11 protein-coding genes are annotated in these 16,066 nt (G+C 50.0%); 7 read left to right on the top strand and 4 right to left on the bottom strand.

Annotation, left to right across the window (positions count from 1 at the left end; genetic code table 11):
• The first annotated feature begins 115 nt into the window (after positions 1–115).
• Genes porX through FJM74_RS11365 form a run of 3 tightly spaced genes read left to right on the top strand, consistent with a single transcriptional unit; the run spans position 116 to position 3,345 of the window.
• A complete protein-coding gene (gene porX, locus FJM74_RS11375; RefSeq protein WP_187262722.1) occupies positions 116–1,678 on the top strand; it encodes a T9SS response regulator signal transducer PorX in 1,563 nt (520 codons plus the stop codon).
• Positions 1,671–2,117 carry a tRNA (adenosine(37)-N6)-threonylcarbamoyltransferase complex ATPase subunit type 1 TsaE gene (gene tsaE / locus FJM74_RS11370; RefSeq protein ID WP_241739081.1) on the top strand — a complete coding sequence of 149 codons (447 nt, stop codon included), beginning with the start codon at positions 1,671–1,673 and terminating at the stop codon, positions 2,115–2,117. Before porX ends, tsaE begins: the two co-directional genes overlap by 8 nt.
• Position 2,118: 1 nt before the next feature.
• Positions 2,119–3,345 carry an alanine dehydrogenase gene (locus tag FJM74_RS11365; protein WP_187262721.1) on the top strand — a complete coding sequence of 409 codons (1,227 nt, stop codon included), beginning with the start codon at positions 2,119–2,121 and terminating at the stop codon, positions 3,343–3,345.
• Positions 3,346–3,579: 234 nt separating this feature from the next.
• On the opposite strand, the gene FJM74_RS11360 is transcribed toward FJM74_RS11365, so the two are convergent.
• The 4 genes from FJM74_RS11360 to FJM74_RS11345 form a co-directional block, all read right to left on the bottom strand.
• Positions 3,580–4,494 (bottom strand): flavin reductase family protein, encoded by a 915-nt coding sequence (locus FJM74_RS11360; RefSeq protein WP_187262720.1) that lies wholly within the window; start codon positions 4,492–4,494, stop codon positions 3,580–3,582.
• Between the two features lie 242 nt (positions 4,495–4,736).
• The gene (gene fahA, locus FJM74_RS11355) at positions 4,737–6,008 is read right to left on the bottom strand and encodes a fumarylacetoacetase (RefSeq protein ID WP_187262719.1); all 1,272 of its coding nucleotides are present in this window, start codon (positions 6,006–6,008) and stop codon (positions 4,737–4,739) included.
• 604 nt (positions 6,009–6,612) lie between these two features.
• Positions 6,613–6,876 carry a NifU family protein gene (locus FJM74_RS11350; protein WP_187262718.1) on the bottom strand — a complete coding sequence of 88 codons (264 nt, stop codon included), beginning with the start codon at positions 6,874–6,876 and terminating at the stop codon, positions 6,613–6,615.
• A gap of 4 nt (positions 6,877–6,880) precedes the next feature.
• Positions 6,881–7,984 carry an Mrp/NBP35 family ATP-binding protein gene (locus tag FJM74_RS11345; RefSeq protein ID WP_187262717.1) on the bottom strand — a complete coding sequence of 368 codons (1,104 nt, stop codon included), beginning with the start codon at positions 7,982–7,984 and terminating at the stop codon, positions 6,881–6,883.
• A gap of 193 nt (positions 7,985–8,177) precedes the next feature.
• Between FJM74_RS11345 and FJM74_RS11340 the strand changes: the two genes are divergently transcribed.
• The 4 genes from FJM74_RS11340 (at position 8,178) to FJM74_RS11325 (ending at position 16,060) form a co-directional block, all read left to right on the top strand.
• Positions 8,178–8,669 carry an META domain-containing protein gene (locus FJM74_RS11340; protein ID WP_187262716.1) on the top strand — a complete coding sequence of 164 codons (492 nt, stop codon included), beginning with the start codon at positions 8,178–8,180 and terminating at the stop codon, positions 8,667–8,669.
• Positions 8,670–9,244: 575 nt separating this feature from the next.
• Positions 9,245–11,167, top strand: a complete 1,923-nt coding sequence (dnaG, locus tag FJM74_RS11335) for a DNA primase (RefSeq protein WP_187262715.1) — start codon at positions 9,245–9,247, stop codon at positions 11,165–11,167.
• 988 nt (positions 11,168–12,155) lie between these two features.
• On the top strand, positions 12,156–13,172 hold the full coding sequence (locus tag FJM74_RS11330) for a GntR family transcriptional regulator (protein ID WP_187262714.1): 1,017 nt from the start codon (positions 12,156–12,158) through the stop codon (positions 13,170–13,172).
• Between the two features lie 749 nt (positions 13,173–13,921).
• Positions 13,922–16,060: a fasciclin domain-containing protein gene (locus tag FJM74_RS11325; RefSeq protein ID WP_187262713.1), complete on the top strand. Its 2,139-nt coding sequence runs from the start codon at positions 13,922–13,924 to the stop codon at positions 16,058–16,060.
• The last annotated feature ends 6 nt before the right edge of the window (positions 16,061–16,066 follow it).

The following is a 16,066-nucleotide window of genomic DNA, read 5'->3' as shown; positions in this document are numbered from 1 at the left end:
CGTTTGGGTAGCATAGCAGTAAGCATATAAGAAGCCATTATGGCAGCCTGAAACCATTTAAGGAACAGTATTTGAGCTGATTAACCCAATACCAAAAATTAACTAACATAAAACTATGCAAAGATATAACATTTTATGGGCAGACGATGAAATAGACCTGCTCAAGCCACATATTCTTTTCCTGGAGGAGCGGGGCTACGACATTACACCAGTAAACAGCGGCGCCGACGCCATCGAGAAGTTTGAGGAAAGAAGCTTCGATGTGGTTTTCCTGGACGAGAACATGCCCGGCATCAGCGGCCTCGAAACCCTGACAGAGCTCAAAGCCCTGCGCCCGGCCGTGCCCGTGATCATGATCACCAAAAGCGAGGAGGAGCACATCATGGAGGAAGCAATCGGCTCTAAAATATCAGATTACCTGATTAAACCCCTCAACCCGAACCAGATCCTGCTGTCGGTAAAAAAACTGCTCGACAACAAGCGGCTGGTGTCGGAGCGCACCAACATGAGCTACCAGCGCGATTTCCGGACGCTGGGCATGGCCTTTGGCGAGCGGCTGAGCCCGCAGGAGTGGGCCGATATCTATAAAAAACTGGTGTTCTGGGAGCTGGAGATAGACGAGACGGAGAATAAGAGCATGGCCGACGTGATCAACATGCAGAAAGATGAGGCCAACTCCAACTTCGCCAAATTCATCATGGATAACTATGAAGACTGGATCAACAAGGAGTCTGACGATGCCCCGCTCATGTCGCATGAGGTATTCCGGGAGCGGGTGTTCCCGATGATGAAGGAGTCTGACAAGCCCGTGTTCTTCCTGCTGATAGATAACCTGCGCTACGACCAGTGGAAGGTGCTGGAGCCGATCATCTCCGACATGTTTACCGTGGATACCGAGGAGATGTACTACTCTATTCTGCCAACCACCACGGCCTACGCCCGCAACGCCATTTTCTCAGGCATGCTGCCCAGCGAAATCGCCAAAAAGTACCCGAACCTGTGGGTGGGCGACGATGAGGAGGAAGGCAAGAACCTCAACGAGCCGGACTTCCTGGATATACAGTGCCAGCAGAACCGCATCACCGACAAGCACAGCTACCATAAGATTACCAACCCGGCAGCCGGCAAAGACCTGATCGCCAAATTCAACAACCTCGACAACAACAAGCTGAACGTGATCGTGTATAATTTCGTGGATATGCTCTCGCATGCCCGCACCGACAGCAACATGGTGCGCGAGCTGGCCCCCGACGAGTCGGCGTACCGTTCCATCACCCGCTCCTGGTTCCTGCACTCGCCTTTGTATGAAACACTGCGGCTTATCTCGGAGCGCAAGGCCAGGCTCATTATTACCACCGACCATGGCACGATCCGGGTTAAACGGCCTTTCAAGATCATAGGAGACCGGGCCACCAACACCAACCTGCGCTACAAGCACGGTAAAAACCTGGGCTATACCGATAAAGATGTGTTTACAGTGCCAAAGCCCGAACGATTTTTCTTGCCAAAAGCGAACGTTTCCACTACGTTTGTGTTTGCAATCGAGGACTACTTCTTTGCCTATCCTAACAATTACAACTACTACGTGAATTATTATAAAGATACTTTTCAGCATGGCGGTGTATCGTTAGAGGAGGTCATTATTCCGTTAATAACCCTTACACCGAAAAATGCATAACACTGCACCTGAGAAAGCACGTATAAAGATGTCGTCGTTGGCCGATTTGCCGGCGGCGGCTTCTGTGCTTTTGGAGGAATCCAGGGAAATTTCTGTTATCTTGTTCGAAGGACCGATGGGAGCCGGCAAAACCACCCTCATAAAAGAGCTTTGCCGTCAGTTGGGGGTGGCAGAAAACGTCAGCAGCCCGACCTTTGCTTTGGTAAATGAGTATGAGACAGCAGCAGGCAACCTGATCTATCATTTCGATTTTTATAGAATAAAAGAAGAACGGGAGGCCCTGGAAATGGGCGTGCTCGAATATTTTGATTCGGGGAGCCTGTGCCTGGTAGAGTGGCCGTCGCTTATCCCGAATTTGTTGCCCGAAAATTACCTGCATGTTTCGATGCAGCCCGCCGCCGAGGGTGAGGAGCGCATCATGATTATTAAGAAAGTATGATATGACGGAGAGATTCGCCGTAAACATGGGCAGGTTAGCCACCAGTTCCGCACTGTACCCCAAAGAGTCGATGCTGGCCGTAGAGGAGCGGTACCGCAGCCTCTTTATCGGGTTGCCTAAAGAATCCTCGTTTCAGGAAAACCGGATCGGCCTCACACCGGACGCTGTAAAGCAGCTCACCGACATGGGGCATCGTATCTGGCTGGAGTCTGGTGCCGGCAGTCCCTCCAAATATTCCGATCATGAGTACTCGGAGGCAGGTGCCAAGGTGGTGTACTCGGCAGAGGAAATTTACCAGGCCGAAATTATCCTGAAGATCGCCCCCCCCACTTATGAAGAGATAGAGTACCTGCGCCCGAACCAGACCCTGATATCGGCTCTCCAGTTCGGAAACCTGACCGCTGACTATGTGCAGGCGCTGCTCCGGAAAAAGATCAATGCCATTTCTTTTGAGCTCATTCGCGACGTATCTGGGTCGAAGCCTGTGGTGCGGGCCATGAGCGAGATAGCAGGAAGCACCGTTATGCTGATTGCGGCCGAGTACCTGAGCAGCAGCAACGAGGGCAAAGGGGTTATTCTGGGCGGTATTACAGGAGTGCCACCCTCAAAAGTGGTTATTTTGGGAGCTGGCACCGTGGCCGAACACGCTGCCAGAGCCGCCATAGGCTTGGGCGCTGAGGTAAAAGTGTTCGATAACCACATTTACAAGCTCCGCCGCCTGAAGCATAACATAGGGGCGCAGCTGTTCACCTCTACCCTGGACAAGGCGGTGCTCTACAACGAGATTAAGCAGGCCGATGTGGTTATTGGCGCCCTGGTAGCCGACGAAGGCCGCATGCCCTGTATGGTGGAAGAAATGTTAATCGCGCAGATGAACCCTGGCTCCGTGATCATAGATGTCTGTATCGATCAGGGAGGTTGCTTCGAGACATCCGAAGTAACATCTCATAGTCGCCCTGTATACCGCAAATACGATATCATCCATTACTGTGTGCCCAATATTCCTTCGCGGGTTCCCCGCACGGCCACCAATGCGCTCAGCAATATTTTTACTCCCATCTTTGCCGAAATTGCAAAGCACGGTGGCATCAACGAAATCCTGTTTATGAACGAGCACTACCGGAGCGGCGTCTACATCTACAGAGGCAGCCTCACCAATGCCCAGATCGCCAAAAAGTTCGGCATGCGCTATAAAGAGTTGGGGCTCATGATTGCCGTGCGGAATTAGGCTTTGTCTGAATCTTTATATAGGGCCCCTACCCCAAGAGTTTACAGCATGTAAGAATGTTCTTTGCCTTGCATAAATCAAGAAATGTCATGAATGCTGGGTGTAGTCGGAAACGAGCCCAGTGGGGTGTTATTCATCTTCAAATCTGCAAATTGAAAAATTAGCACATCAGCACATTACATCATTAACCAAATTATTCCAATCAAAATAGTCCTCCGGAGCTGCTTGTGCCTCTCAACCTCCTTTCATCTTGCCCATTAGCAGCAGCACCTTCCAGGCTGCCTGCACCTGGTTGTCCTCCAGCAGTTTTTTGCCTAGTATTTCCAGCTCCAGTTGCAGCTTTTCGGGTTGGTCTTTAAACTTGTTGATGGTGTAGGCTACAATCGGCTCCTTTTTAAACGCTTTCACAGCGGGTTCTATGGGCGGCATGGGGATATTGGCCAGCCGGGCCAGGTTATTGCCCGTCAGGATGGTGCTGTTGCGGATAAAGTCGGGGAGCTGTTCGATGCCCATGCCTATGTCGCGGGAAGGCTTGGGAAGCATAAAAATGTTGTCGCCATTTGCCCTGATGTAATAGTCGCCGCCCATACGCGCTACGGCATCCAGTTCATAGGGGTCAATGCGTCCTTTTTCGTCCAGTACCGCCTCCTGCACATGTATTAGCAGCACTTCGCAAATTACAAGGTTGCCTGCGCCACCCTCTTTGCCAAGCCTGATAATGTCGTTTACGCGGCACTCTATCGCTACAGGTGCTTCGGCCACGCGTGGAGGCTTCACCAATCCGGACGGCACCGGTGTCAGGCCGGCTTTGATAAACTCGTTTATGCCAGTAGCATACTCTGTGCTGGCCAGCGACATTTGCTCCACCAGGTTGTAGCTGGCAATATGAATCACGACTTCCCGGGTTGCTTTTACGTTGTCGAGGGTATGTTTGGAAGAGTTGTCGCGGAAGCGCCGTAGTGGGGAAAAGATCAGGATGGGCGGGTTGGAGCTGAAGAGGTTGAAGAAGCTGAAAGGGCTCAGGTTTACATGGCCTGCCGCATCGGTGGTGCTGGCAAAGGCTACCGGCCTGGGTGCAACGGCACCTGAAAGCAGGCTGTACACTTCAGCTGATGGCGTGTCTTGCAGGTTAATTGTTTTCACAGTCATGGTGTAAGGGCGGCGTTACTGGTTTGTTGATTGTTAAATAAAGGTGTTGAAAAGAAAGATGCGCAGCCATGTCCTTATAGCCTCTGCAACTAACAAGGGTCAACCAACCTGTTAAAACCGGACAAATGAATCAGCCAACCAAATTGTCTGTCAGGTGAAAAATGCTTGAATTGTGGTCATGGAAGCGGAGTTCTGAAATTTCGAATTTTTAAGTTGGCAAAGCTCCTAAGTCTGGCATCTATTTAAACGGCCGGCAGCACCTGGCCCTTCACTTCTCCGAAGCCAATCCGGATACCCTCTTTCTCGGCAAAGCCCCGCATGATCACGGTGTCGTAATCGTGGAGGAAGCTGCGCTGGGAGCCATCGGGGAGGGTAAGCGGGGTGGAGCCTTGCCTGGTCAGCTCCAGCAGCGAGCCAAACGAACCTGGCTCGGAGCCACTGATGGTGCCGGAAGCGTACAGGTCGCCTACCTGAAGGTTGCAGCCATTGCTGGTCTGGTGCGCCAGCTGCTGGCTCATGTTCCAGTACACCTGTTTGAAGTTGGTGTGGCATAGACTTATTTCCTCTCTATCAGCAGGTTGCAGCAGCACTTCCAGGTTGATGTCGTAATGGCGGTGGCCGGTAAAGTCGAGGTAGGGCAGGGGCCTGGGCACTTGCTCAGGGCCTTTTACCCGGAATGGCTCCAGGGCATCGAGCGTGACCACCCAGGGCGAGATGGAGGTGGCAAAGCTTTTACTCAGAAAAGGGCCAAGCGGCACGTATTCCCATTTCTGCACATCGCGGGCCGACCAGTCGTTCAGCAGCACCAGACCAAAAATATGCTCATCGGCTTCTTCGGTACTCACGCGGCTGCCAGGCGTGGTTTCTTTGCCGGTTACAAAAGCCAGCTCCAGCTCAAAGTCGAGTTGCTGGGTAGGTCCGAAAACCGGACTTTCCTCCTGCGGGTCCAGCGTCTGGCCGTTAGGGCGGTGAACTGCCGTGCCAGATACTACAATAGAGGAGGCGCGCCCATGGTACCCGACCGGGAGGTGCCGCCAGTTCGGGAGCAGCGGGTTCTCCCGGTCGCGGAACATTTGCCCTACATGGGTGGCGTGCTCCAGGCTGGAGTAAAAATCGGTATAGTTGCTCACCTTTACCGGCAGCAGCATTTCCACGTCTGTCATCCGGATGAGGCATTTCTGCATCAATTCGCTGTTCCCGCTGATCTCCTCGTTGTCGGTGCGCAGCAGCTCCGACACTCTGTTCCGGATGGCACGCCAGGTTGGCCGGCCTAAGGCCATAAAGTCGTTCAGGAAAGGGCGGTGAAAAACGGTGGGGTCAATGTCGATCAGCTCAAACATGTTGTACTGCCCCAGCACACACATATCCAGTACGTAGCTGCCAATGGCCACCCCTACCCGCGGGTCTTTTTCAGGTGTCTGGAAAATGCCGAAGGGCAGGTTTTGGATAGGGAAGTCGCTTTCAGGGGAAATCTGAATCCAGGAGTGCAGGGTGGGGTCGTTTGCTCTGATCATGGTGTGCGTAAAAGGCTTATGGTTCTGGTGCGTTGTATATCTGGCCTAATCAATATTTAGCAGCAGCAGCAGGAGCAGCCTGGCTTCCGGGAGGAGCATTTTTATTCAAATAATCCAGATATTGGTGCTGCTAATCAATATATCCTGATAATTAAATGTTTACGTAAGCTTACACATTTCGTCAAGGATTTTTCAGGTATAAAGTATGCAGTCTGCATATTTTCAGAACTGCAAAGAGGTAGAGCACTGCGTTTTTGTATGAATTTTACTCTATCTGAGTCGGTTCCTGCTGCTACACCATATGACGTATGTCTTGTATATTATAGGCCCAAGCGTACTGAATTGCTGCACATTTTGAAGACCAGCAGCCAAGACCTCGCAGCGTGCGCATCCCCTGCGAGCGTCTGGACGAGGAGCTTGACTGGATTATTCGAATCAAAATGCCCCTCCAGAGGTTTTGCTACACCTGCTACTGCGCAACGTCAGTTCAATACTGAAGAAGCAACAGTTCAGCCAGAAGCATAAAAAAAGCGGGTGCTGCCAGTAGTTACCAACAGCACCCGCCAATATTTTGTGTAGAAGTAAACTTATCCTAAAAGCGGCCTTATGCCTGCGTCAGGTTAACAGCTTCTACGGCTCTTATCTCTGGTATTGCCTTCAGCACCGACTGCTCAACACCAGCCTTCAGTGTCATCGTAGACATGGGGCAGGAGCCGCAGGCACCCAGCAATTCCAGCCTCAGTACCATGTCGTCGGTTACTTCGAGCACCTTCACGTTGCCGCCGTCAGCTTCCAGGTAGGGCCTGATCTGATCCAGGGCGCTTTCTATTCGAAGTAAAAAATCGTTGTCTACGTTTGTAACTGTCATTCTCTTAATTTTTTATTTCTACGATCTGCGTTTTGGCCAGCGTGGCGTTCCGAACAGATACCTGCTGGGCAACGGCCTGGGCTAACTCTTTGAAAACACCGGAAGCCGGAGAATCGTTCTGTAAAACCACAGGAGTTCCGTCATCGCCGCTCTCGCGGATGCTCTGCACCAGGGGCACCTGGCCCAGCAAAGGCACGTTGTACTTGTCTGCCAGCAGCTGGCCGCCACCTTCTCCAAAAATATAATATTTGTTTTGGGGTAGCTCAGCAGGTGTAAAATACGCCATATTCTCCACAATACCCAATACCGGCACGTTAATTTGTGGCTGCAGGAACATCTGCAGGCCTTTGGTGGCATCGGCCAGGGCCACTTTCTGTGGTGTCGTCACGATTACGGCACCGGTTACCGGCAGCACCTGCACCATGGTCAGGTGAATGTCGGAAGTGCCTGGAGGCAAGTCTAATAGCAGGTAATCGAGCTCTCCCCACTCCACATCAGAGATAAACTGTTTCAGGGCGGAACTGGCCATAGGACCACGCCAGATCACAGCACTGTCCGGAGGGGTCAGAAAGCCGATCGACATCATCTTAATACCGAACTTCTCTACCGGCACAATGTAGTTTTTGCCGTTGTCGCCCTGCACCATGCCGGGCCGTGTCTGCTCCGTGCCGAACATGGTGGGGATGGAGGGGCCCGAGATGTCGGCGTCTATCAGGCCTACTTTGGCTCCCGACTGCGCCAGGGCTATGGCCAGGTTGGTGGTAACCGTAGATTTGCCTACGCCCCCTTTGCCTGAAGCCACGGCAATAATATTTTTTACGCCTTTCAGCACGTCGCCGCCGCCGGTGCGGCCGGAGGTAACGCGCGAGGTCATGTTCACGGTTACGTTGGCCTCCTTGTCTACCATGGTATGGATGGCGGTAATACAGGCATTGCGGATCAGGTCCTTCAGCGGACAGGCGGGCGTGGTCAGGATAACCGTGAAGCTGACGTTTTTGCCATCAACCTCTACTTGCTCAATCATGTTCAGGGAAACCAGGTCTTTTCCCAGATCCGGCTCCTCCACATAGCTGAGGGCTTTTAATATATCTTCTTTTGTAATAGCCATATTTTTGGGGCGACTTTCAACATGTGTCAGAACAAAGATACAAACAAAATTCCTGAAAGCATGACCAGAAGCTGTTTAATGCCGCGTGGTGCCGCTTTAACAAGAAGCAATATTTTTTTGCCCTGCTGATGCCTGGCTTGCAACCCTTTTCCGCCTTTAAGAATCTAATAAATAAACACTTCCTGACCCTGCTATGAAAAATACGCCGGTACTTTACCAGTTTAATGTGTTTGCGCTGCTGCTCTGCATTGCGCTCGTTACCTCGTGCCTCGAGATGGGAGATCCGGAGCTTAAAACCTCTGATGAGCTGCTCGGCAGGTGGTACCTGGTGCGGGTAGAGGAACCGGTTAAAACAGTGGCTCCCCCTGCCGACAGCCTGCAGGTATGGCTGGAGTTTGCCACGTCGGGGGGCAGCCTGGAGCAGCGTACGGGTGCTTCGTTTAGTGTGCGCGGCGAAAACCTGGTAAACCTGTATGCAGGCTCCGCTATTTTTAACAGTGCCGAGCAAGCCGGTAAACTGACCATCGGCAGCCTCGGCACGACCAAGCGCGGCGGCCCTGTGCGGCACATGGCCTTTGATGAGTACTACCTGCGGCTGCTGGAAAAAGCTGTCTCCTTCTCCATTAAAGACGATACGCTCCTTATCTGGACTGAAAATGAAGAGATGCTTCTTTTTGTGAGGTAGGGTTAATGTGCTGATGTGCTAATTACTAGATGGTTAAATGGCTGAATTGTTAAATGGTTGGTTTTTTAATTTGAAGGTTTAGGGATTTGAGAATTTGAAGATTTGGAAATTTGAAATCTGAAGATGTGGAAATGAATAAACCGTTACGACTAAGAAAAATCGCTGGGCGTAGTTTCTGACTACGCCATTTTTATGTCAGGTAGTCTCCAACTACCTTTGCTTCACAGAAGCAATAGGTACGCATTGCTAAATTTCCAGGATTATTTTTGACATCACAGTTTTGTGCTGCTCTGGCAGCGAGGATACTCGGAGGCTAACCGGTATAAAAAGGGCATAATTTCCGACTACGCCCGGCACCGAGGACGATGTTTTAAACATTCCTGCACTCTTACTTTCTGTAAATTCCTGGGGTAGGGGCCTATAGAATGGTTCCGATAAAAAAGGTCTACCATCTATAGCAGCAGCGGAGCCTCCGGAGGTCATTTTTCATTCAAATAATTCATCCATTACAAATTCACCCATTCACTCATTCACAATTAAACCCTTATCTTTGTAATCCTGCAAAAGAGTAAAGCATGTCCCTGATCCCGAAAGAAACAGTTGACCAGATAATGGCCCGCGCCGACATTGTGGAGGTGGTGGGAGAGTTTGTGTCGCTCAAGAAGAAGGGGCAGAACATGTGGGCCTGTTGCCCTTTCCACCACGAAAAGTCGCCGTCTTTCTCGGTTTCGCCGGCAAAGGGAATCTACAAGTGCTTTGGCTGCGGCAAGGCCGGCAACCCGGTGCAGTTTATCATGGATGTGGAAGGCACCAGCTTTCCGGAGGCGCTCAAGTACCTAGCCAAAAAATACGGCATCGAGATTCCGGAAGAAGCCCCCTCGCCGGAGAGCAGCCGCGAACAGAACGAGCGCGACAGCCAGTTCATCATCACCGACTTTGCCAACAAGCATTTCCAGCAGAACCTGCATGAGCACGAGCAGGGCGGCATCGGAAAAGCTTACCTGAAAGAGAGAGGGATTTCGGCCGCCATCGTTAAAAAGTTTGAGCTGGGCTACAGCCTCGACGCCTGGTCCGACCTGACCGACGCCGCCCTGAAAGCCGGTTATAAGCAGCAGTACCTGGAGGCGACCGGGCTTACCATTGTAAAAGACGACAAGCGCTACGACCGGTTCAGGGGGCGCGTCATGTTCCCGATCCACAATGTGTCGGGGCGCGTGGTGGGCTTCGGTGCCCGTACCCTCAAATCGAACGACAAAAAGAGCCCCAAATACCTCAACTCGCCCGAGTCGGAGATCTACCACAAGAGCAATGTACTCTACGGGCTGTACCAGGCGCGGCAGGCCATGCGCATGCAGGACATGTGCTACCTGGTGGAGGGTTACCTCGATGTGCTCTCGTTGCACCAGGGCGGCATCGACAATGTGGTGGCCTCGTCGGGCACCTCGCTCACCGATGGCCAGATCAAGCTCATCGGGCGCTACACCCAGCACATTACCGTACTCTACGATGGCGATGCGGCCGGAATAAAAGCCTCCTTGCGCGGTATCGACCTTATCCTGGAGAATGGGCTCAACGTGAATGTGGTCACCTTTCCGGAAGGAGAGGACCCCGACTCCTACATACAAAAAGTTGGCGATACGGCCTTTAAGAACTATGTGCAGCAGCAGGCGCAGGACTTTATCTCGTTCAAAGCCAGCCTCTATGCCGCCGATACCAAAGACAATCCTGTAAAGAAAGCCGAGGCCATCCGCGAGATTGTGGCCTCCATTGCCAAAATCCCGGATTCCATTAAGCGGTCGGTCTTTTTCAGGAGCTGCAGCCTTATTTTCGATATCGATGAGCAGGTGCTCGTGTCGGAGTACAACAAAATGCAGCTGCAGGACCGGCAGCAGGCACAGACTCCGAAAACCGGCAGCACCTATGGGCAGGAACCACCCCTGCCGCCAGAAGCCGAGCCACAAGAGAAGGAGGAGTCGGATACGGATGTGCTTAAACGCTACGAGCGCGAAATCGTGCGCATGCTGCTCAACTACCCCGACCGTGTGCTCGAAGAGGGCATCACTACCTGCCAGTACATGCTGGAACAGCTCGAGGACGTGGAGTTCCGGACGCCACTTTATGCCCGCCTGATGGAACTGGTAAAAGAGAAGCTGTGTGAGGAGAAGATTCCGGTGGCCGAAGACTTTATCAACTATCCCGACCAGGAGATAAGGGCAGAGGCGATCAGCCTGCTGTCGGAGCAGCATGAGCTGAGCCACAACTGGGCCACGCACCAGATCTTTGTGCCCCATGAGTCGGATTTGCTGCCCTATGGCGCGGAGCGGGCCGTGCTCCGCCTGAAGTGGCGCAATGTGCAACTCCTGATTAAGATGGAAATGGAAAAGCTGCGGCTGGTAACAGACCCCGAGGAGCAGATACGGCAACTCACCACCATCCGGTCCCTCAAATCCTTCGAAAACCAGCTCTGCGACATGCTGGGCATTGTCATTAACAGATAGCCACTTTTGATCCGGTCTGCTCCTCTAAGTACAGTCGGGTAAAATCTGTTGGGGAAACGGATCAGGAGCACCAGGGGCAAAGAAGGTATCTGCCGGCCGGTGAAATGTAAAATACCTGAGGGAGCCTGCTTAATTTCCTCACGCTCGTCTCCAGACACGCGTTTGGCCTTTAGGGAAGCGGGCAGGTTAAACTGCCAGGCATCCGGCAGCAGCAGGAATTAGCTCCGGAGGGGCATTTTGATTAGAATAATTGCCCTGGGACCTGACGAACCATTATCATCGAACCATTTTCACTGGAGCGCGAACTGTCTGTTTGTAATCCTGGCTTCTGCGCCTCCTCTTTCCGGCTGGTAATCCTTTTGCGGTTACCAGATAATAAAGCCAGTCTCCATTTGCTTGCCGTATGCGCTAAAAGACCCCTAGTTGACTCCGTATGAATAAGGTATTTATACTTAAATAATGCTATTGCACCAAAATCTGGCATTGATTGCTTTTGACCCGCAGGATGGTTAAATTTGGATCAGGCTACTTGTACATGCCTAAGTAAAAATAGCAAGCCAGCGTGTTCGGGTTATTCAGGATAAAAAATATTCTCCCGATCTTTATACCAAATGAAAAGGCATATGCGTCGCAACATGTCATGTAATCGATTGCTCAACACATGTTTACAGGAAACGGAAATTAGGGTAAACGAAAAATACCGTGCTGAGCCTGTGAATTCAATATAAAAATTAAAATAATAATAATTTAAATAAAAATTATTAAATTTAAGGCAATATTAAGGGTTGTTTTGTAAAAATAAACGAACAATCGTTTGTTAAGTGATAATTTTTTTTTTAATATGTAATCGATTGCGCAAAAGCTGGTTGTTGAGCGAAATTGAAGTGTACCAGCTCCTAAGTTCCTGATTTGTCTTTGGCGGGTCAGGGCTTTGTGTCTTTTGCAGGTCGGCATTTTAGTGTGTTTTATTTAACCGTATTCTATCCCCATGGAACTATTGGACCGGATTGAGGAGACGTCAGCAACTCCTAAGTATTTACAGGTTGTAAATGCAATTATCTCAGACATTGAAGCAGGGGTCTTGAAGCGTGGACATCGCATTCCTTCTATCAATGAGACAAGTGAAATGTACTACCTCTCGCGCGACACGATAGAGAAAGCATATAAGGTGTTGCGCAAGCGTGGGGTAATCAGTTCTGTAAAAGGCAAAGGCTGCTACATAAGCCACACCTTCGCCTCCGACAAGATCAGGGTGCTGCTGCTCTTTAACAAGCTGAGCGCCTACAAAAAAACAGTTTACTACTCGCTGCTCAAAAGCCTGGGCGAAGACGCTGTGGTAGATTTGCAGATACACCACTATGATGGCAAGATATGTGAGAACTTTATAAAAGAGAGCCTGGGAAAGTACCAGTACTATGTCATTATGCCGCATTTTTATGCCAATGTGGAGGCGGCGATGCAAACGATCGAAATGATCCCGCCTGAGAAGTTGCTGCTGCTCGACAAGAATATTGAGTCGTACGGAGGCGATTGCGCCGCCATTTACCAGGACTTTGAGCGCGACATAAGAGCTGCCCTGTATTCGGGAATCGACTTGCTGGCCAAATACAAAAAACTGGTGCTGGTTTACCCCAAAGAGGTTTCGTACCCGATTGAGATCGTGAAAGGTTTCCGGCATTTCTGCAGGGAGACTAACTTTGAGCATTCGATCATCAGCAACATGAAAGAGGAGCCGCTGGCTGCCAAAACAGCATATATCGTGCTCGAAGAATCTGATCTGGCCGACCTGATTACGCAAAGCAGGGCACAAAGCATGATGCTGGGCAAAGACATTGGGCTGATCTCTTACAACGACACTCCCCTGAAAAAAATTCTCGACAATGGCATCACGGTCATCTCCACTGACCATGAAAAGATGGGAGAAACAGCTGCCGCTTTAATAAAGCATAAGCTAAGAGAGAGAATCCACAATCCGTTTACATTAATCAGACGCAACTCCTTATAATATATGGTGTACTTCTACTAACCCGCTTTATTTAGAGTGAGTATGCAGGAGTGGCAGGTGCCGTTTGCCGGTGTCTGCCACTCCTTTTCGTTATGCCCTAGACTTCCTGCTCGGCAATGTCTCACAATTGCACAGGCAGCCTGGTTTAATTTTTAATAAGCTTTCTGTCAAAACCTTATCGTTTCAATGCCAGATTATGCGTTCTGATGAATTTTATGCGTAAACAGGACACTGCAGGATAGATAGCAGGTAACTATATAGTATTTTAGCCTTACGTTAAGAAGGAAAGCATTTGCACTAAAAGCAAAATGAATTTAATTCATAGTGTACTATCCTCCTGCTATAACCAAGATATTCTATCGCTTACCAAAATAGATTTTAACAGAGTTTACATTAACGCTTGCCTCCCAAATAGCAGATAACTCACTGAGTTTTCCTGCCGGGTATTGGTAGGTTCAGCTGCTGATGCTTGGCTTCCGAAGTGCCAGGGGCATGTAGGTATTGGGCGGCTGGTGCCCTTGTGGTGCTTTTATCCGAGGCTCCCTGTTTTATCTGAGTGCCTGTAAATTGCTTAGCCTATAGGCTTGAGCATAAATATGCCATGCCCGAAAGGAAGAAATAAGGCCTATTGTCATAATTATTATATAGTATTTAATAAAAAACTGATCGTTCTGAGTGATAAATTTCTACAAATCATAGTTATGGTTAAACCTCTAAAAGTCCTATTGTATTGCTTATCGTTACTGGTTTTGTTAACTAAGTGTGATACAAAAGAAGAATACTATGCCCCTCCTAAAACATTAGCGCCACCAATTTATCAGCAGCTTGAAGCAAGAGGAAACTTCACGCACTTTCTGGCCTGCGTAGACAAAGCCGGCTATAAGCAGTCGCTGAGCAGCTCGGGTTACTGGACTATTTTCGCCCCGACCGACGAAGCCTTCACGAAATACTTTGCAGCGAATGGCCTGGCGGGCATTGGCGCCATTGACGAGGCCAAGGCCCGGGAGATCGTAACCTATTCTCTGGTATACAATGCGTTCAGCAAAGAGAAATTGGCAGAATTTCAATCATCCATCGGGTGGGTGCCAGGACAGTCTTTCAAACGTAGAACGGCTTATTATTCAGCTCCTTACAAATCGAACATAGGAGGGCAGGAAGCATTTGTGGTTGCCAATAACCGCAACGGGTTAAACTATGTCACCGAAGATAACAATAATAAATACCTGCCTTATTTTATCGACTCCTACTTTGCGGCACAAGGCCTTTCTGAAGTCGACTACAAAACTTTCTATCCTAACACCCCTTATACCGGCTTTAACGTAGCCGATGCCGCTGTAACCGGTAGTGACCATAGCATCCGGGCAGAGAACGGTATGATTCATATCATCGACAAAGTGTTGCTGCCCCTGCCGAGCATAGATGAGTACTTAGCTACCAAGCCAGAGTACTCTGTGTTTAAAGGCCTGCTGGAAAAGTATGCGGCATCGTATGTTTCCAGCGCTGCAGCTACAGAAAAGTGGAACAAGCGAGGCGTGTCGGGTTCCGTATACCTGAAAACATTCCCGAATGTGCTTGCCTTTAACCCAGGCAATGAGAATTTTCTGAAGCAGATGGATAACGACGGGCAAAGCGACAGCTGGTCTATGTTTGTTCCCACCAACGAAGTGCTTACAAAATACATCAACGAAGTGCTGCTGGAGCATTATAACAGCCTGGATGAAATCGGAACGCAGGTGATCTATGACTTTATAAATGCACATATGTGGCAGACGGCCGTTTGGCCGAGCAAGTTCAGTACCACCACCAATTTTGTGGGCGAAGTGGCCAGATTCAACAGGGTAACCGATGTGGTAGATCCAAAAGTGCTCAGCAACGGCATGTTTTACGGCGCTTCCAAAGTGCAGGAATCCGACGCCTTCCACAGTATATTCGGTAAGGTTTACCTGGATCCTAAATTCTCGCTTATGAGCAGGTTCCTGCAGCGGGAATTGAGGAGTGCCGTATCTAATCCGAACGTACGTTTCACCATGTTCCTGCTTTCAGACGATGTGTTGAACGAAGCAGGCTTCACCTACGACAACATCAATAACACCTGGTTTTACAAGGGTTCAACCTCTGGCGTCATCAGCCCGATAAACCGCCTCGACCGCCTCATCAACTCTCATATCGCCATTACTATGCGCGGAGAGCTGGATAACCTGGGCAGTGAAGGAATTTACGATACCTATGGCGGCGAACTAATAAAATTCAAGAACAATGTTGTTTACGCTGCCGGAAACCTGGAGCCTGATCCACAGCAAGCACTGAACTCCAATGATCTTCCCCGAGTAATCGGAAAGAAAGAAGCGACCAACGGCATCGTATATTATTTGGATAAGCCGCTGCTGTCCGCTGAAACTGCCATTGGCCTCCACATGCAGAAGTACCCGCAGTTCAGCAGATTCTTTACTTACCTCGATAATTCTTCTATTTACAACAAAACAACAGGTGAGATTTTAGGGACCGCCTCAGGTACTTTTTATACCTACTTTATCCCGTCTGATGCTGCCATAGAAAAAGCCATTGCCGACGGAGTGCTGCCCGCCGACCCTGCCACAACGGTGGCGGCCGAAAAAGAGAAAATCAATAGCTTCATCCTCTACCATATCCTGAACCGGTTCTCGACCATAGCCGATGGCAAAGAAGACGGACTTCGCCTGGAGTCGGTTTACAAAACCATTACCGGAGATGTGACAGTCCTCCATATTACCAGTAAGCAGGAGGCCAAGCTCCTGCAGGTAACCGATATGAAAGGGCGTACAGCCACGGTGCAGAATGAATTCAGCAATATCATCGCCAACAGAAGCGTGATGCACCTAATCGACAATTACCTGCAATATGTTGAATAAATAATT

The sequence above is a fragment of the Pontibacter beigongshangensis genome (assembly GCF_014332515.1).
GTDB lineage: Bacteria > Bacteroidota > Bacteroidia > Cytophagales > Hymenobacteraceae > Pontibacter > Pontibacter beigongshangensis.
This window is presented reverse-complemented; position numbering and strand designations above follow the sequence as displayed.